This is a genomic window from Niallia sp. 01092 (assembly GCF_052318935.1).
In the GTDB taxonomy this organism is placed as follows: Bacteria; Bacillota; Bacilli; order Bacillales; family Cytobacillaceae; genus Niallia.
In genome coordinates this window covers 60,395-78,090 of sequence record NZ_JBQRKO010000019.1, presented here as the reverse complement: position 1 = coordinate 78,090, position 17,696 = coordinate 60,395, and the positions used below count along the sequence as shown (strand labels likewise).

The window sequence follows — 17,696 nt, the reverse complement described above, 5'->3', positions numbered from 1 at the left end:
CTGTCTTCATTCCCATTTCTGCAGCTGATGATTATACCGAAACAGCCCATCACGGTTCAGCCGTTTCTTTAACTTCGCGTCTCCCATCCAGATTAGCCGGTCAAATTGAAGAGTGATAAATTCTTTTATACCGGCTTTCGTTCCAATGGACCGCATTTCGGCGAAATACGCTTCAAGGTTCTCGGAAAGCTGGCCCTCGTGAAAACGAAAGCCTCCCAAATAAGCATCGACAATTTTTAGCTCGGTGACCTTCGAGAATTGCCGCCACAAATAATAATCTCCGGCATACTTGAATGTCGGCCAAAAATCATGATCAATCAACGTATTTAATTCACTGCTCCAAAATGTGGATTCCTGTTGTATAAAGGGGAGTTTCATGCCGTAATATCCGCAGCTTAGCAAGTTTTTTCTGTATTTAAAAGGCAGGAAGGACGAAGCAAACTGTGAACGGTCATTATAGCTTACATTCAATCCTGTAAGCCACTTAACTGGTTTTGTTTCGAAAAGATCGAGAACAACATCGAAGGCGTGCTTGGAGTAATAATCTCCAGCATTAAGATACGCGCAGATGTCTCCAGTCGCGAGCTGGAACCCCTTGGATAAGGCCTGATACATCCCCGTATCAGGCTCAGATATGATCTTAATTAATCCGTTATTTACACTATTTATCAGTTCAATCGTTCTATCCGTTGAACCGCCATCACAGATGATATATTCCAATTCAACTCTTCCCGATTCTACGGCCGACTGCGTAATGATCGACTGAACGGTTTCCATAATATATTTTTCAGCATTATAGCAAGGCGTTACAATAGATATTTTGTCCAATGTTCTCCCCTACGCTTCCTTGAGTCAAGTTGATAATTTATTTTATGTGAAATATGGAAATGTGTGCGTGTAGAGATTTTCAAATTAACAAGAATACATATTTGATAGGGTTCCTGGATTTCGGGGAATATGAATGCCTACCTGTTCTGTATTACTTTAATGCATTTGGGGTCAGACAGATTCTTTGTATTAAAAGAAGTGCATCCATTTCAACAATATTCATTGTTCATATTCAGTTCATAAATATGGACTATCCTTCCTATATAATCGGTATTATATAGACATATACAGGCGAACATTTTGGTTTGACATGAAAAATACGCCGTAAGACGGAGGGATTCCCCAACGTAAGCTCATTTTTAAAATAGCAAATACAAATTATAGTTATACAAAAAGGGAGGAATTGGAATGAACTATGTACACAGCAGAGTAACAGTTCCAGACAATGTTGAATGGGCAGTTGAAGCGCATGGACTCGTTAAAACGTTTGGCAATAATCGAGCGGTTGATGGTGTAAATCTGAACGTACGCGCTGGTACTATCTACGGTGTGCTTGGTCCAAATGGAGCAGGAAAGATCACGACAATCAGAATGCTGGCGACCTTACTTCGTGCGGACGCAGGTTCTGCGAAGATCTTTGGATACGATGTGGTGAAGGAGCCGCAGATTGTACGTCAATTGATTGGGGTGACTGGTTAGTATGCCTCGGTCGATGAGTCCCTCAGCGCTACGGAGAATCTGATTATCTTCTCCCGACTACTAGGTCTGGGGCGTGCTGAGTCACGACCGACGTAAGGCCGCGGAATTACTGGAGGAATTTGGTTTAACGGAAGCAGCGAAGCGTCCGTTGAAGAATTTCTCTGGCGGTATGCGTCGCCGATTGGATCTGGCGGCAAGTCTCATTGCAGTGGTTTGTGAAGATAAACCCAATCTCGCACCTTGTAACAGCCGTCAGAGAAATGACCAACTCTGGAACAATGGGTTGGGACTTAACCGTCTCCCTCATTGGCGCTGCTGTCATTGTGGCAATCTTCGCACCACTAACGGTACGTGCATATATGCGTCGGACTTAGTTAAGAGGAAATTTTAGAGGTATAATAGACTGTGTATGTAGTTAATCCTAGGTTAGCTATTTATGCAGTTTTTCTGTTTTTTGATAAAAAAATTTGCTTCGTATCTGATTAAAACTTCCGAATTTACGCGAAGTTTACTAGACTAATCAACGTTTATGCTAGTAAAATAGCAGAAAAATTCGGAATAATATGGTAACCTATATCCAAATGAACTAAAAGTGGGTGAAAATATGGAAATGAAGCATTTACTCTATTTTATAGAGGTTACTCGTTTAGGCAGCTTTACCCGTGCAGCGGATCAATTATACATTACACAGCCAGCCATCAGTAGAATCATTAAATCATTGGAAACGGAGATGGGTGTTTCTCTTTTTATTCGTTCCAGGAAAAAGTTGGAGTTAACAGATGCTGGCCGCGTTCTTTATAAACACGCACAAGTATTTGATAGGCAATTTCAGTTGCTGAAAGCTGAAATGGATAATTTGACCAGCCTAAAAAAAGGGCATATTCGTATTGGTCTTCCCTCTATTGTTAACTCCTTTTTTTTCTCTCAATTAATAGCTTCCTTTCATAAAAAATATCCAGAAATAACTTTTCAATTGGTGGAGGATGGATCCAAGCGAATTGAAGAAAAAGTGTTGAATGATAAGCTTGATCTTGGAGTTGTGGTTGTGTCGGACAATCATGATTTATTAGATTATTATTCTTTTGTTAAAGAAGAGTTAAAGCTTATTGTACCGCCTTCCCATCGTCTTGCTAATAAGCAAGCAGTTTCCTTGGCAGAACTTAAGAATGAATTTTTTATCATGTTTAATCAGGATTTTTTACTTCGAGATTGGATTATTGCAGCTTGTAAGAAGGAAGGTTTTGTGCCAAGCATTATTTCAGAAACATCACAATTAGACTTTATTCAAGAAATGGTCGCCTCCAATCTTGGAATAACATTATTGCCTGAAAGTACGTCTGCAGATTTGACCGCTGATGTTAGAGCAATAAATTTATCCAATCCAAAGATTGATTGGAATCTTTCTATCATATGGAAAAATGGCGAGCAGTTATCAAAGGTGTCAAAGGAATTTATACGATTCTTCAAAGAAAGACTTTAAAAAAATAATTAAGTAAAAGAAGGTTTCCTCATAAAGGGAGGAAGCCTTCTTTCATAGTATCAGAATTTATATGTTTCAAGTTAGATGAATGTCTAGCGCAAGCAGTCAGTCCCTGTGAAACATAACCCTTTGCCTCTAAAAGTAAAAAACACTTTTCGAGTCAAATGAACATTTTTCTTCGGGCCTGAGCAAGGCGCTTCCCCTTTTCTAATTAACGCTGAAAGCAATTACATAACACTTTCGTATGAACTGTATGTTTTATTGGCATTGTACTTCCGCTTAAAATGCGCACTATAATAGTTAATAAAGAGTTTTATATATAAGGAAGTTGTTAATACTGTAAATTAGATGCGAGGATAAGGTGATAATTTTATGATAACAAAAAAAATTAAAGAAACTCGTATTATCCAAAATGATCAAGTTCTAATTAATGATTTGAATAATTATCATACTTTATTCGGTGGCGTATTAATGAAGAAGCTAGATGCTTGTGCAACGCTTTCTGCTCAAAAATGTGCAAGAGTAAAAGAATGTGTTACAGCCTCGACAGATTCAGTCAACTTTATCGAACCGATTCTGCAGAGTGATTCTGTTTGTATTGAATCGTTTGTTGTTTATACAGGAAGAAGTTCAATGGAGATCTTTTGTAAGGTAATTGCTGAGGATATGATTACAGCAAAGCGAAAAATTGCTGCTACTGCCTTCTTAACCTTTGTAGCACTAGATGAAAACAAAAAGCCAATCAATGTGCCGCCTGTTATTCCAGAATCAGAAGAAGAAACATATCTTTTCGAAACAGGAAAAGAGAGAGCGGAAATACGAAAGCTTAAGCGAGAGCAAAACAAAGATTTAGTAGCTATACTTTCTATTAATAGCCCTTGGGATGAATAATTTATTATATTGAAGGAGGAAGTTAAATGCTAGTAACATCAAGTTTTAGTGAATTAATGAACGCAAAAAGCGAGATTGATGAATTAAAAGAGACAATGCCAATAATTTATGATAATTTTCTGCATGTTATAAACTTAACACGTCAGCTACAATTTAAATTTCAATATATGGGCTGCTTAATTATGGATGAAGAGCCAAATGAATTTCTTCCTAACGTTCAGGATGATTATGTATTGGCTTTATATCAAAGAGAAATAGAAAAGCTAAAAGTAGAAAGCAAATTTTTAGATTTAAAGAGGCTGCTGGCTGATTATGAAAAAATTGGATACGCTAATCTAAGCGCTTTAGTAATGGGGAAAAGTCCAGAAGTATTAGTGGGTCCAAAAGTAGTACGATAAGACACCTGATTCTCATAATCGTATATGATGTAGATAAAAGCAGCTAATAAGTAGCTGCTCAGGCTGTTGAAAAACGTTCGCTCTCTTCGTCACTCCCCGTTTTTTGCGGTGCTCATTACCCCAAAAACGGTAACTCCGCTCCTCAAAAAGGGTCGTTCCTCGATAGATAAACGCTTTCAATCAGCATGAAAGTTTGCAGTCTTACTTTTTTGACAATCTGAGCAGCTAATAGGTAGCTGCTTTTATTTTGTTCAACATTTTTTGGCTAAGGTCAATACCCCATGATGAACAGTTTTCTATTTTTTTACAAACATCTGTACCCATTCATTATCCGCTTCTTCAAATCCAACTCCGATATGGGTGAACTTATTGTCTAAAATGTTTGCACGATGACCTTCGCTATTCATCCAGGCATTTACAACTTCTTCCGGTGTCTGTTGACCTTGAGCAATGTTTTCACCAGCGGATTGATAGGAAATTCCAAAGTCCCTGATCATATCAAATGGTGACCCATACGTTGGACTCGTATGAGAAAAGTATCCTTTTTCATTCATGTCTTGTGCTTTTACGTTTGCTACATTACTTAACTCAGGATATGCCTCTAAAGCAGGTAGGCCATTTTTTTGTCTTTCTGCATTCGTTAATTCAATGACAGCTGTCACAAATTCGCTTCCCCCTTGATTTTGGCTGACATTCTGAGGAGTTTCAGCTTGTAACGGCTGCTGTCTATTATCTTGCTGCATGTTTTGGTCATTCTCTATGGGTTCGAAGTCATATTTAGCATCTTGCACTTTTACTGGTTGAGTATGAGGATAACGATCACTGCTCAAACCTGTTTGTAAGCTGGAGATGGTGTCATTTTCGTTAATATGGTTGTTTTTTTCTTTATCATTAATGTTACAAGCTGTTAACAGAAAAAGCATGCTAATGAAGATACTACAAAGATGTTTAAATTTCATGATAAATTACTCCTTTTGTTTTATTTTATTTTATTGTCTCTCTTTTTTAAGAAAATAAAATTGGAAAGTTAAAACAAAAGGACACTAAAGAATGTTATGATACTACCTTAACCTTAATATTATCGATGGCATTATACCCATAGCCTTTTCTATTCCAAAGAGGCATTATTGGCTGAACTCGACCATATGAGTCGGTTGCTTTTGACATGATTGTATATTCACCTTTCTTGAATACTGTCCATGTATAAGACCAAGAAACCCATTCATAACCTGCCTGTTCTGTATTATTGACCTCTACACTTGCCCATGTATTTCCATTATCTGTACTGATTTCAACTTTTGTTATATGACCGTTTCCAGTCCATGCAATTCCTTTAATTACGTGCTTGCCAGTAGTAAGAATATCCATATCTAAAGGTTTTTGTATAGTGGAATTCACATTCATTCTTGTAACAGGCTGAGTATCTTTGTCAGATTCTTTATAAGGATAATAAACATAGTCGATGGATTGGAAGGGACCTGTAAAAGGGTAGTCAATAACGGTAATTTGTTTAATCCATTTAACCGAAGCCATAGCATACCACTGTGGAACGATTAGTCTAAATGGATAACCATGTTTGAATGGGATAGGCTGATTATTATATTCATAAGCTATAATGGTGTCAGGATGAAGTGCCTTTTCAATAGGCAAACTCCTAGCATAAGTATAAACGTTATGTAAGTCCGTTCTTTTTCCATGATCATATCCTTCTACAACTAATTCTTTTGCCCCTTCTTTTATTCCACATAGTTCCAGAAGGAGTCGCAGCGAAATTCCTTTCCAATACCCTTGGCTGATTGCCCCTTTTTCCCATTGCTCCCCAAATACTTTTGGTTTAAATAAACTACGTTTGTCTCCTGAACATTCGAGAACTGCTTTAAAAGTTTTCGAAGGGAATTGAAGGATATCTTGGATAGAAAACAGTTTTGGTGTTGAAACAAGCCCGTTAATTGGAATCAAATAACTGGAAAAAGAAATTGTTGGATAAGAAAAGTGGTTTCGTCTATAAAATAAATGATGATTTATTGTATCAGTCTCAACAAATTGAATAGGCGTTTCCTGATTTTCGGGTTGTAAACTACGTGTTATTAAATAGGGTTTCACTACCTGGTGTTTTGGATGCATCATTTCCTCCTAATTAGAAAGGGTTATGATTAATTGTATGTTGTTTGATTTTTAATTAGGCTATTGTCATTATGCTAGTGATTATTTTTTAACTAAAGGCTATGTTAAAGCTCCTTGTTGATTTTGGCACTATGTTGATTGGAGTGGAAGGCGTGAGACTCCTGCGGGAAAAGCGAGTCAGAGGGAGACCCCACAGGCGCACAGCGTCGAGGATGCTCCCGGACCGCCCGTAGAAAGCGAACGACTGAAACGGAAATCAACAGGCAAGTTTAACAGAGTCTAACTAAAAAGGGCGTTATCTTTATGTAAAAATAGTATAATAAATAGGCAGAAGTAGATATTAAAAAGGGATGTTTAAAGCTTTTATAGAATGTATAAGACATAAAAAAATTAGTATTCAAAAATGAAAGAGAAAGGAGAAGCTATGCTAAATACTAAAGAACAAGGATGGAACTTTGACAACAGTTATTCCCGTCTGCCAAAATTATTTTTTTCCAGCATTCTTCCAACTCCTGTGCGATTGCCGAAATTGATAATTTTTAATAATGAGTTGGCAGCATCCATGGGTTTGGACGTTGAGGCGCTGCAAAGTGAAGATGGCACAGCAGTTTTTGCTGGAAATCAGATTCCTGAAGATGCTTCGCCTCTTGCTCAAGCTTATGCAGGACATCAATTTGGTCATTTTAATATGTTGGGTGATGGCCGCGCGGTGCTGCTAGGTGAGCACATCCTCCCACAAGGTGAGCGGGTGGATATTCAGCTTAAGGGTCCAGGTAGAACGCCATATTCCCGCGGGGGTGATGGCCGCGCTGCACTTGGACCGATGCTGCGCGAATACATTATTAGCGAAGCAATGCATGCCCTTCGTATTCCTACGACCCGCAGTCTAGCGGTGGTGACAACTGGTGAGACCATAATTCGCGAAACCGAACTACCTGGTGCCATTCTAACCCGTGTGGCTGCTAGTCACCTGCGCGTAGGTACTTTTCAATACGCTGCAAACTGGGGCTCAGTAGAGGAAATTCGAATCCTAGCTGACTATACGATAAAGCGCCATTATCCAGAAGTGGAAGCCACTGAAAACAGATATCTTGCTCTGCTTGAGGAAGTGGTTAAGCGACAGGCTGAGCTTATTGCCAAATGGCAGTTGGTCGGCTTTATTCATGGGGTGATGAACACGGACAACATGACGATTAGCGGAGAAACGATTGATTATGGTCCTTGCGCATTTATGGATGCTTATGACCCGGAAACGGTATTCAGCTCCATTGACCGTCGAGGCCGCTATGCTTATGGCAATCAGCCGGTAATTGCCGGATGGAATCTTGCTCGATTCGCTGAGTCCTTATTGCCGCTGTTGCATGATAACGAGGATCAGGCAGTAAAACTTGCCCAGGAAATAATTTCAAACTTTACTGCAATGTATCAATCTAATTGGCTAGCGGGAATGAGAGCAAAACTGGGGCTATTTAACGAAGAGGCAGAGGATGAAGCACTTATTAATGACCTCCTTAGTATGATGAAGAAGTATCGTGCGGACTATACCAATACCTTCCGCACATTAACTTTAAATACGCTGAAGGATGCGGATTTGTTTGGGTCATCAGAATTTGCGGAGTGGCATAAGCTCTGGCAGGAGAGACTGGAGAGACAGCAGGAATCGAAAGACGCCTCTAACGAATTGATGCGGAACACCAATCCTGCGATCATCCCGCGTAACCACAGGGTGGAAGAGGCGCTAGAAGCTGCAGTGGAAAAAGGAGACTACAGCGTGATGGAAAGGCTTTTGGCTGTTCTTTCAAATCCTTACGCCTACTTCACTGAACAAGCCGAGTATTGTACCGTACCTGTATCAACCACCCCTTACCGAACTTTTTGTGGTACTTGATATAGAAGTCATTTGGAAATTAGGGCTGTCTTTTGTGCTAATCTTTAACTAAAATAATGCTGCCTCTTTGAGGCAGCATTATTTTAGTTTATGATTTTTGCCTTTCTAGTTTCTTTCAGAAATGGCAATATAAAAATTATTTGGTTCTATAGAACTATTTTTGTTATCGATCTGGTGGGAATTTTGTATCGTAAAAAGAAATAATAAGCATCATGTTAAACGAAGTCTGATGCTAGTTTTAAGGTTATTTTCGGAAGATATTGTAATTGTTTCCAAAAAGGATGATGGCCTATTTTAAGGATTTGCTAGGAGTTATTTCCTATTGTTAAACAGTACTTTTGTTGCTAACTTTATTATATTCTCGCAAATAATGAAGAGATAAGTACCATTCAATCAAACCAAATGAAAAGAGGGAGAATGATGAAAAAGGCATCTAAAGTAACGGCTGGAATTCTTACGGCATCATTGTTGGTTTTTCCATTCGTACAAACTGGACATACTGCACTGGCGGCTAAGGCAAAGCAAGAACAATTACATAAAGATAAACAACAAAAGGAACAAAAAGGTCAACCAGTGTGGGATAGAAGCTCCTTATTTTTTACAACAGCAGATGAAACTCCAGATGGCATTTCTGCTTCCATTAAAAATGGTGAAGATTCTGAAGCTATGCAAGGAGAAGTAAGGTACGAAGTTTACTGGTCAGAAAGTGGAAATCCAAAGGATGGAGTTATTGTTTATTCAGGAGTTGTTCAACCGTTAGCGCCTGGAGAAACACAGGTTTTAACTTATAACCCTGATAAGATTGTAGATGGAAATTATATGTTTAAAGCATATCAGCGAGAAGATCACCCAGGCACAGGAGTATTATGGAGTGAATCCATCACCGTTAGCGGAAATGGCACGGAGGAAACAAGCCCAGTTCCAGAAGAACCTGAATATCCGGAAAATCCAGAATCTCCAGAAAACAATAATCCATATGAGCCGACTCCTTACGAGCCAAATCCATATGACAACGTTAATGTTTATGGGTCAGGTAATTATACATATCCAGGGATGTAATGGTGTTATTATCTAATAATTTAATATTTTTGTTTAATTGTTCTACTAAGAGAGCCCAATGGTTTGGCTGAGAAAAGAATAAAGAAGCAAAATGATGAAAATGGCTGTTCCCATAGGATTGGGAAACAGCCATTTTTATTTTAGATTAAATTTAACAATTTATTGCATCGTAAGTTGAATTCTAGTATCGAGTATGGTTTTACCATATGATCATCTACCCAGTTGGAAAGGTTGTGAAGTGTAGGTTCTAAAGATCTGCTAGTGAGTGCCATCACTTTCATATGCTTCCATCTGCTATTATGTTTAATCTTCTCTAAGAATGTTAAAGTGGTCATCTGAGGTAGACCGATATCGATAATACAAAGGTCTACTTTATACTGTTCTAAATAAACCATCGCATTCTCCTCGTTTTTAACGTTTAATAGCGTTAAGGAGAAGGCGTCATTTTTTAAGTTTACATCTAAGATAGAGTGTATCATCGAAGCAGCGTCGATGATGAGAATCGTTTTGGATAACTTTTTCTGGAGGATCCCTTTTTCCTCGGATAGTAGATCAGGAAGCTCACTCCATGCCATTACACGGTTGCGTCCCAATTGTTTTGCTTGATACAACATGGTGTCAGCCCTTTTTATCCATTCTTGACCCTTGAGGTCCTGACTTAAAGGGGCAATACCTGCAGAGAAGGTAATATTAATCGTTTCAGTGTTTACCTCGGCAAAACAAAATGTTCTTACTTTTTCAAGAATTCTATTCATGAGAACTGTGGCTTGCTCCTCTGTGGTATTAGAGAGCAGCACGACAAACTCTTCACCGCCATATCGGGCTATTAAATCAGAATTACGCAGATTTTGTTTTAATAGATAAGCTAATCTCTGTAAAACTTGATCTCCTATAGGATGGCCATATATATCGTTAATTAGCTTAAAGTGATCAATATCAATAAGTGCTAATGTGATAGGGGCCGGATACCTTTTATTTCTTTCCATTTCAATAATAAGCTGATTATCAAAATATCTCCGATTGTATATGCCAGTTAACGCGTCGCAGAAGGCCATTTGTTCAAACTGCTTCGATCTGGCCAAAATGCGTTGTACGCGTGCGTTTAGATCTTCAAAATGGAAAGGCTTGGTTACATAGTCATCTGCTCCCATGTTTAAGCATCTTACTTTGTCTTTAATATCGTTGCTCCCAGATAAAACAATCAATGGAATCCACTTTAATTTAGGATCGTGCTTCAAAAAGTCGAACAAGAAATATCCTGATTCGGGCTCCATCATAAGATCCAAAAGAATCAACTCATAATCGTTTTCATATAGCATATGCTTAGCTTCTTGTACACTGCTCGATTCATCAATAATAAGCGGTGATTTTTTAAATTTATGGATAATTAATTTTCTTAAGTCTTCATCATCGTCCACTAATATGATACGCGAGTTCATGGAAACCGCATGAGCAGGATTCGCTTTTTCGATATGCTTAAATAATTGATCTAAATTTTCATAACTACTCTTCATAAAAAACCACCACTACATGATGTAAGAAATCTGCCAAAGTTTCTAGACTTTTCTGAATGAGTACTTGATTTTTTTCTATAGCAGCTAATTCGATTTGAGCTCCAATCTCCGTGATCAGGTCAAAACCATACCCTTCTCCACTGCCTTTTATACTGTGGCCTATCATTCTAATCGTTTCGAAGTTATCGGAGTGAAGTGCTGTCTCTATTGTTTGTATATCTTTTTGTCTTTTTTCCAAATATCCTGGGATGAGTGCTTCAAGATCTATATCTATATGTACTGTATAAAGCTCTTTAGTTAGCTCCAATTTATTCACCTCGACTTTGTTTTGCAATGGCTCTTTTCGTATAGATTGTTGTTATTTACCCCGCAGCCTGAATACACTTCGCTTTTCGCGGACGAGTGCCGAGCTTCCTCGCCGCTATGCTCCTGCGCAAGTCTCGTCTTTCTCGCTTTTCTAAGCAGGAGTCTACGTGTATTCAGGCTGCTCAGTGCTTCAGTCATGTTTATTATCAAAAACAACAAACTTTTAGAAAACAGCCTTTTCAATAAACGCAAGAAGCTCTTTCTTCTTAATAGGTTTTGTTAAATAATCATCACAACCTGCTTCTATGCAGCGATCTCGATCTTCCTTTAACGTATGAGCGGTTAAGGCGACAATAGGTGTTCTAAATTTCCGATGAGTTTGTTCCCAATGGCGAATTTCTCGAGTCGCTGTATAGCCATCCATGGTTGGCATTTGAATATCCATAAATACAAGATTATACTGATCAGCCTTAAACATTTTGATAGCTTGAATTCCGTTTTCCGCGATAGCAATTTGATGATTCGTTTTCTTTAGGAAAGACGTAAATAATAGTTGATTATCTTCATGATCCTCCACTAACAATATTTTCAAGTTAGATTTCGTGTCTGGCAATAAGGAAGGCTGCGGTATGAATAACGGTTTAGTTTCAATCGTTTGCTGTCCGATTGTTTCTCTTATCATTTGAATAAGTGGGCCTTTTTTGATTGGTTTAATGAGATAAGAATGTAGGCCGATCTTCTTGCAGGATTTAATCGTTTGATGCTGATCATCTGATGTAAGCATCATAATAGCTAGATTCTTAGATATCTTATTTTTTTGGATCTTCTCAAACATTTCAATTCCATTTACGTATGGCATATGATAATCCAACAGAAGAAGTTGGAAAGGAGCTCCATTTTGAGAAGCTGTTTTTAATCGTTCTAAACCTTGTTCTGCGTCTGCAGCTTCAACGACTTCCATGTCTAACTTTTCCAACAAGCCACGTAAAATAATGCGGTTGGTTAGATTATCATCGACAATCAACGTTTTAATCCCCTTTAATTGCGTTTCATCCAAAAGTGATTTTGGTTTTTCACTACTAGATTGACTTAAAGGAATTTTAAAATAGAAATGACTTCCTTTACCTTCTTTGCTTTCTACGCCGATGTGTCCACCCATAAGCTCGACCAGCTTTTTGGAAATGGATAATCCAAGTCCTGTACCACCGTATTTACGGGTAATGGACGTATCTGCCTGTGTAAATCTATCAAAGATGGCCGCTAGTTTTTCTTGCGGGATTCCAATACCTGTATCAGTCACGGAGAATAGGTATTCATTTTCTACTTTTTTAACGGAAACAACAATCTCACCGTGCTCCGTAAACTTGATTGCATTGGAAATAAGATTATACAATACTTGACGTATTCGATCAGCGTCTCCAAGTACAAACTTTGGTACGGAAGAGTCGACGTGGATCAACATCTCCAACTGTTTAGCATGAGCACGGATCGCCATAATTTCAGCTGTTTTTCCCACCATTTCCTCAAGGTCAAATGGTGCTTGCTCTAGCTTGATATATCCGGATTCTATTTTAGAGAAATCCAATACATCGTTAATCAAATTCAGAAGGTTATCCCCTGCTTTTTTATACGTTTCCACGTAAAATCTCTGCTCTTCCGTCAAAGATGTTTCATATAATAATTCTGCCATTCCAATAATGGCATTCATCGGTGTACGAATTTCATGACTCATGCTAGCGAGAAAATCACTTTTAGCAAGACTGGCTGCCTCCGCTTTTTCTTTAGCTTGAGTTAGTTCCATAAGAATCTGATCTTTGTGTTTTTGTTGTTCTTGTATTTCTTCGCTTTGAGCAATAATCTCTTCATTTTGGGCTTCTAAATTTTCAATGAGATCATGAAGGTTTCGCGCCATTTTATCAGCGGATTTTGCTAATGTACCGAACTCATCTTTTGTAAACTGATTTTGATCAATTTTGACATGAAAATTCCCTTTGCTTATTTCGCCCATTAAGAAAACGGTATGTTTTAATGGAAGAAGCGAACGGCGAATGAAATAAGAAATCATCATTAGCATAATCGTAAGAATGATCACTGCATAGAAAAGAGACCAGTTCAGTATACGATTAAAATCGCTCATAATATTTTCTTGTGGGATAACCGATTCGAAGAGCCAGTAATCGTCTATTCCTGCTACTTGTATCAATCGATAGACTCGAAGGACGGATTTGCCTTCAAAGTCATCATAAATATACTTCGTTTTTCCTTCTTTTAAAGCTGGAGAAATCTTCTTAATGACGGGATTTACTTGTCCATTTAAATATTTATCGTGGCTATTAGCAATATATTTTCCTTCAGATGTCAGCAGTCCTGAAAAACCCTCCATTGGCCGAATTTCCGTCATCATATTTTGAATGGTAGACATCTTGTAATCAATGCCTATGACTCCTAAGTACATTCCGGATGAATCGATAATTGGAAGGATAAGCGAAGTAACTAATACTTTTTGTCCATTAATAGGATAATAATAGGGGTCTGAAAAATAAGGTTTTAACGTTTTTTTAGGAATCTGGTACCAGTCTGCTTTTGGATCATTGTAATCAGGAATCGGCTGCTGCTTTATATCCCCGTCCATTCGATTCCACCATGGAAGAAATCGGCCTGTCTCATCATACCCTGGCTTGTTTTTATAAAACTCGTCCTTTCCATCAAATGCGTTAGATTCCCATACCATATAGTTATCTACTACATTCTCATTCCTTTTAAGGTGTTGAATCAGGAGCTGATTAGCTTGCTCGCGTGTAAGTGAATGATCGTCTCTCAGCAGCATTATAGTATCTAATACCTGTTCCAGTGACCTTTTGGATTTATTAAATTCATTTTCGACGTGTCTTGCATAATAAAGAGAGTTTTGCTCGGCATATTGCTCCGCTTTCTGAAGGCTGCTTCCATAAACAACTTTTAGAATGGTTAAGATTAGTGCAATAAATCCTAATGCTAATATCACACTTTGAAGTAAATTAATTCTTTTTGCCAATGTTACATTCTTTAGAAACATGCAGTCTTCTCCCAAATCTATCCTATTTTTCTTCTTTTAAAACAAGGCTCTGTTTAACGATAATGTTGTTTATGGAAAGGGAGTAGATTCCCTGACCTTTTGAAAATCAACAAGGGAATTTAACAGAGCCTAAAACAAAAAACTACCAATCTTTGAAGGATTGGCAAGCGTTAAGCTTGAAACTATAGCGACAAATTAATACTAGTTTGTCATGTCTTTAACGTTTCCATATAATTTACCGATATATTATAACAAAAAGTTAAAGTGTAGAAAGTATTAATTTATAGATTTCGTACTATTCTTTTTTAAAATGGAATTTTTATGAGGTTTTTTTGTGGAGACAGCGGAATTTCAGTGCAGAGATGTTAAGGTGAACCGTATCACAAATAAACAAATGGAAAAGGAAGGATCCTTCCTTTTCCCAAAAATATTTCTATTCTGCTAACAGCTCATCTATTTCAGCTGCTGCACGGTCTAATCCTTCTTTTACTGACAATTCACCAGCGAATATTTTAATTAAATAATCGGTGTACACCTTATCAATTTTATACCAATTTTTATCAGATATCCAAAGGAAGGCATAATTCATAGCTTCCACATAAGAAGAATAAGGGTAGGATTTACCGGATTCTTCTAATATTTTTGCGGCTTCCATATTAGTTGGAATCAATCCTGTCTGTGCCATAAGAAGCTGAGCTTTCTTTGCTGTCATCCACTTCATAAATATCCACGCTTCCTCTGGATGTTTGCTTCCTTTCATGATCACTAGATTTTCACCGCCAATTATGGATACAGGACGATTATTATTGGGAAACGGTACAGGTAAGGTCAACTTGTGAGCCTGATTTAAACTCGCATCACTCAATAAACTATAAAACCATGGTCCATCATCCACCATTAGCATATTTCCGGATTCCATTCTATTCCAGTTTTCTCTAGCACTCAATTTGTCTACAGGGAGATCAATCAGTTTATCTTTGTAAAGTTCTGTTAACTGCTTCACTGCATGGAGGGTTTTATCTCCATTTAAATAGCCGGAAGCCTTATGGAAGTTCTTGTCAGTTACAGTCCCTCCAAGGCTGTATAGGTATGCGAAGCTATCCCAAGAACTTAGACCAGCCATTCCAATGGAAAAGTGATGCTGCCTGGCAAGATTTAGAACCTCATTCATTGTACTTGGCGGCTTGGAATATCCTAATTTCTCCAAAATTTCACGATTAAAAATGGCAGCTTTCGTGTAGATATTGAGTGGGATAGAATAATAAATATTATTACGTAAGCCTATATTTATGAATTTTGGATTGAACCTGTTATGGATATTTTCGAAGTCTGGGAACGTATTTAAAGGTTCTAGAAAACCTTTCTGTGAGAACTCTGGAATCCACGATATATTGATTCGTACCACGTCAGGACCTCGGTTGGAAAAGGAACGTGCCATTAAGCTGTTCTTTAATTCAATATCAAAGGCTAGGTTTACTGATCGTACTTGAATATTTGGATACTCCTTCTCAAAAGCAGGAATTAATTTCTCTTCCAAAACTTCGGTTTCTTTATCGTTGTAAGTGTGCCAAAAAGTGATGATCTGTTTTTCACTGTCATGAAGCTTACGCACTTTATTTGGATTCGAGATCATGGAAAAGTTACTGCATCCGGTCATTAATAGTATAATCAGTACGAAGGATACATACCGCCAAAACATAACGTTAATCATCCTTTCTTTAGAAGATAAGAAAATATAAAATTTTCAACTTAGATGAGTGTCTAGTGCAAGCACCTATCTCTTGTGAAAAATAACCCCATGCCTCTAAAAGTAAAAAACGCTTTTTGAGTCATGCGAACATTTTTCTTCGGGGCTGAGCAAGGCGCTTCCGCTTTTCTTTAAATCGACAATTTTGTTGCTTGGTGCTTTTCCCTGTACGCATTTGGAGTTAATCCTGTTACTTTTTTAAACAATTTGCTAAAATATTTTGCGTCATTAAAACCTGCAGCCGTTGCAATATCATAGATGCGGCTTTCATTTTCCACCAAAAGCCGCTTTGCCTCTCTAATACGAAGATCGATCAAATAGTCAACAAAGTTTCGGCCAGTTTTCTTTTTGAAATAAAGACTGAAATAACTTTTACTGAGGTGGACAGTATCTGCTACGCTCTGTAGGGTCAAATTTTCCGTATAATGGGAAGCTATATATTCCAAAGCCTTTATAATCAACTGCTCATTATAATCTTTATCCGCTAATTTTGGTATTATGGGTGTCCAAATTTCTTCTAGTTGACTAATCAGAATAGCTGTCATGTTTTCGAGCGTTTCAGCACGACAAAGAAGTTCAAACTGCTCAGAAAGCAGTATTTCGGTATCTGCATTTAATTCGTAAGTTCTTTTAAGAAGGTTGCACGCCTCTTGTTTGACTTGTTCTGGATTTAATGCTCCGCTTTTCCAGCGATCAAAAGCAATTTCAATCGCAGAGGAAACAGGGTCTCCATTGCGGATCATATCAAAGAAAGGCTTCCATTCATCTTGTTGTTTTTTGATAATTACAGTATTCTTCGTGGAATAATCGGATGAATGGATAGAATAAAGGCTGCCTAATCCTTCAAAAAAGCGTCTTTGGCAGACTGAATGGCTTTTTGAAAATCCTTCAAGAATATGGCTTGCTTCCCTTTCTGTCACAAAGCCTCCAGACATGGAAATTTTCCATGTCTTTTCTATTAATTGTTTCCACTCGAGAAAGAGGTGCTGTGCATTTCCGTCGCTGTTAGGCATGATAAAAAACAGGCCGCTTTCAGACACTAGCAATGCGACTCCTTCTTCCATTTGTTCATAAAACATTTTTTGCAATTCCTCTAAAAGGAACTGTACATAGAGATAGCCATGATTTTCTCTCCATTCCTCTGCGCCATCGAGAATAAGATAAACACAAGAATATTGCTGTTCCAGCCATGCTGGGGCCCAACTTGTATCAGAGGAGGAAATCTTCTCTTGAACAATCAATCTTTTAATCTCTTGTTCGACTCTTTTGCGGTTTAGATAGATTGCGTCTTGCTGGTAATGAATGAGTTCAGAATTCTTTTTTCGTTCTTCCTCCAAAGAGGAAATACACTTCCGCAGAACGGTAATAAGATCATCTTTTTTAAGTGTTAATTTTAACAAATAATCAACAGCACCAAGTTTAAGTCCTTCTTTTACGTATTCGAAGTCACTGTAGTTGCTGATTAGGATCACCTTTAGCCAAGGATAAAGCTCCATTGCTTGCTTCATAAGTTCAATCCCATTCATTAATGGCATTTTGATATCCGTTATGAGAATATCGAATGAATTTTTTTTAAGAGCATCAAGTGCTTCTAAGCCATTTGCGTAGTTGTCATCAACTGTTAAGCCTTCTTTTTCCCATTCAATAAAAGAAGAGATTCCTTTACGGATAACAGGCTCGTCATCTACAATAAGAATTTTATACATG

13 protein-coding genes and 2 pseudogenes are annotated in these 17,696 nt (G+C 37.9%); 7 read left to right on the top strand and 8 right to left on the bottom strand.

Annotated elements, in window-relative coordinates:
• Positions 1-6: 6 nt before the first annotated feature.
• Positions 7-828, bottom strand: a complete 822-nt coding sequence (locus ACTXGU_RS17050; RefSeq protein WP_443482733.1) for a glycosyltransferase — start codon at positions 826-828, stop codon at positions 7-9.
• A gap of 408 nt (positions 829-1,236) precedes the next feature.
• On the opposite strand from ACTXGU_RS17050, the pseudogene ACTXGU_RS17045 reads away from it, so the two are divergent.
• The 5 genes and pseudogenes from ACTXGU_RS17045 to ACTXGU_RS17025 form a co-directional block, all read left to right on the top strand.
• Positions 1,237-1,804 (top strand): annotated as a pseudogene (locus tag ACTXGU_RS17045) (ATP-binding cassette domain-containing protein); the annotation flags it as partial.
• Positions 1,731-1,901, top strand: a pseudogene (locus ACTXGU_RS17040) (ABC transporter permease); the annotation flags it as partial. The pseudogenes ACTXGU_RS17045 and ACTXGU_RS17040, both read left to right, overlap by 74 nt.
• 230 nt (positions 1,902-2,131) lie before the next feature.
• Positions 2,132-3,007, top strand: coding sequence for a LysR family transcriptional regulator (locus ACTXGU_RS17035; RefSeq protein WP_443482732.1), 876 nt, complete (start codon positions 2,132-2,134; stop codon positions 3,005-3,007).
• 372 nt (positions 3,008-3,379) lie between these two features.
• Complete coding sequence (locus ACTXGU_RS17030) at positions 3,380-3,898, top strand: acyl-CoA thioesterase (RefSeq protein ID WP_443482731.1); 519 nt, start codon at positions 3,380-3,382, stop codon at positions 3,896-3,898.
• Positions 3,899-3,924: 26 nt separating this feature from the next.
• A complete protein-coding gene (locus tag ACTXGU_RS17025) occupies positions 3,925-4,296 on the top strand; it encodes a hypothetical protein (RefSeq protein WP_443482730.1) in 372 nt (123 codons plus the stop codon).
• A gap of 296 nt (positions 4,297-4,592) precedes the next feature.
• On the opposite strand, the gene ACTXGU_RS17020 is transcribed toward ACTXGU_RS17025, so the two are convergent.
• Together ACTXGU_RS17020 and ACTXGU_RS17015 are read right to left on the bottom strand one after the other, a co-directional pair.
• The gene (locus ACTXGU_RS17020) at positions 4,593-5,255 is read right to left on the bottom strand and encodes a CAP domain-containing protein (RefSeq protein ID WP_443482729.1); all 663 of its coding nucleotides are present in this window, start codon (positions 5,253-5,255) and stop codon (positions 4,593-4,595) included.
• A 94-nt stretch (positions 5,256-5,349) separates the two neighbouring features.
• Positions 5,350-6,423, bottom strand: coding sequence for a sulfite oxidase (locus ACTXGU_RS17015; RefSeq protein ID WP_443482728.1), 1,074 nt, complete (start codon positions 6,421-6,423; stop codon positions 5,350-5,352).
• Positions 6,424-6,844: 421 nt separating this feature from the next.
• Here ACTXGU_RS17015 and ACTXGU_RS17010 point away from each other — a divergent pair, with 421 nt between their 5' ends.
• Both ACTXGU_RS17010 and ACTXGU_RS17005 read left to right on the top strand, forming a co-directional pair.
• Positions 6,845-8,308, top strand: coding sequence for a protein adenylyltransferase SelO (locus ACTXGU_RS17010; protein ID WP_443482727.1), 1,464 nt, complete (start codon positions 6,845-6,847; stop codon positions 8,306-8,308).
• 420 nt (positions 8,309-8,728) lie between these two features.
• The gene (locus tag ACTXGU_RS17005; protein WP_443482726.1) at positions 8,729-9,367 is read left to right on the top strand and encodes a hypothetical protein; all 639 of its coding nucleotides are present in this window, start codon (positions 8,729-8,731) and stop codon (positions 9,365-9,367) included.
• Positions 9,368-9,507: 140 nt separating this feature from the next.
• Here ACTXGU_RS17005 and ACTXGU_RS17000 read toward each other — a convergent pair whose 3' ends face one another.
• The 5 genes from ACTXGU_RS17000 to ACTXGU_RS16980 all read right to left on the bottom strand — a co-directional run bounded on the left by ACTXGU_RS17000 (position 9,508) and on the right by ACTXGU_RS16980 (position 17,695).
• Complete coding sequence (locus ACTXGU_RS17000) at positions 9,508-10,881, bottom strand: diguanylate cyclase (RefSeq protein ID WP_443482725.1); 1,374 nt, start codon at positions 10,879-10,881, stop codon at positions 9,508-9,510.
• Complete coding sequence (locus ACTXGU_RS16995; RefSeq protein ID WP_443482724.1) at positions 10,871-11,188, bottom strand: Hpt domain-containing protein; 318 nt, start codon at positions 11,186-11,188, stop codon at positions 10,871-10,873. The genes ACTXGU_RS17000 and ACTXGU_RS16995 overlap by 11 nt, the downstream gene beginning before the upstream one ends.
• A 222-nt stretch (positions 11,189-11,410) precedes the next feature.
• Positions 11,411-14,242 carry a response regulator gene (locus ACTXGU_RS16990; RefSeq protein WP_443482723.1) on the bottom strand — a complete coding sequence of 944 codons (2,832 nt, stop codon included), beginning with the start codon at positions 14,240-14,242 and terminating at the stop codon, positions 11,411-11,413.
• A gap of 433 nt (positions 14,243-14,675) precedes the next feature.
• Positions 14,676-15,875 carry an extracellular solute-binding protein gene (locus ACTXGU_RS16985; protein WP_443482722.1) on the bottom strand — a complete coding sequence of 400 codons (1,200 nt, stop codon included), beginning with the start codon at positions 15,873-15,875 and terminating at the stop codon, positions 14,676-14,678.
• Positions 15,876-16,120: 245 nt separating this feature from the next.
• Positions 16,121-17,695, bottom strand: a complete 1,575-nt coding sequence (locus ACTXGU_RS16980; RefSeq protein WP_443482721.1) for a response regulator transcription factor — start codon at positions 17,693-17,695, stop codon at positions 16,121-16,123.
• Position 17,696 lies beyond the last annotated feature (1 nt).

Excerpts from the sequence above, each read along its gene's own strand:
- ACTXGU_RS17015 (WP_443482728.1), bottom strand. The coding sequence starts at position 6,423 with ATGATGCATCCAAAACACCAGGTAGTGAAACCCTATTTAATAACACGT.
- ACTXGU_RS16990 (WP_443482723.1), bottom strand. The coding sequence starts at position 14,242 with ATGTTTCTAAAGAATGTAACATTGGCAAAAAGAATTAATTTACTTCAA.
- ACTXGU_RS16980 (WP_443482721.1), bottom strand. The coding sequence starts at position 17,695 with ATGTATAAAATTCTTATTGTAGATGACGAGCCTGTTATCCGTAAAGGA.
- ACTXGU_RS17025 (WP_443482730.1), top strand. The coding sequence starts at position 3,925 with ATGCTAGTAACATCAAGTTTTAGTGAATTAATGAACGCAAAAAGCGAG.
- ACTXGU_RS16985 (WP_443482722.1), bottom strand. The coding sequence starts at position 15,875 with ATGATCTCGAATCCAAATAAAGTGCGTAAGCTTCATGACAGTGAAAAA.
- ACTXGU_RS17020 (WP_443482729.1), bottom strand. The coding sequence starts at position 5,255 with ATGAAATTTAAACATCTTTGTAGTATCTTCATTAGCATGCTTTTTCTG.
- ACTXGU_RS17035 (WP_443482732.1), top strand. The coding sequence starts at position 2,132 with ATGGAAATGAAGCATTTACTCTATTTTATAGAGGTTACTCGTTTAGGC.
- ACTXGU_RS17010 (WP_443482727.1), top strand. The coding sequence starts at position 6,845 with ATGCTAAATACTAAAGAACAAGGATGGAACTTTGACAACAGTTATTCC.
- ACTXGU_RS17030 (WP_443482731.1), top strand. The coding sequence starts at position 3,380 with ATGATAACAAAAAAAATTAAAGAAACTCGTATTATCCAAAATGATCAA.
- ACTXGU_RS17000 (WP_443482725.1), bottom strand. The coding sequence starts at position 10,881 with ATGAAGAGTAGTTATGAAAATTTAGATCAATTATTTAAGCATATCGAA.
- ACTXGU_RS17005 (WP_443482726.1), top strand. The coding sequence starts at position 8,729 with ATGAAAAAGGCATCTAAAGTAACGGCTGGAATTCTTACGGCATCATTG.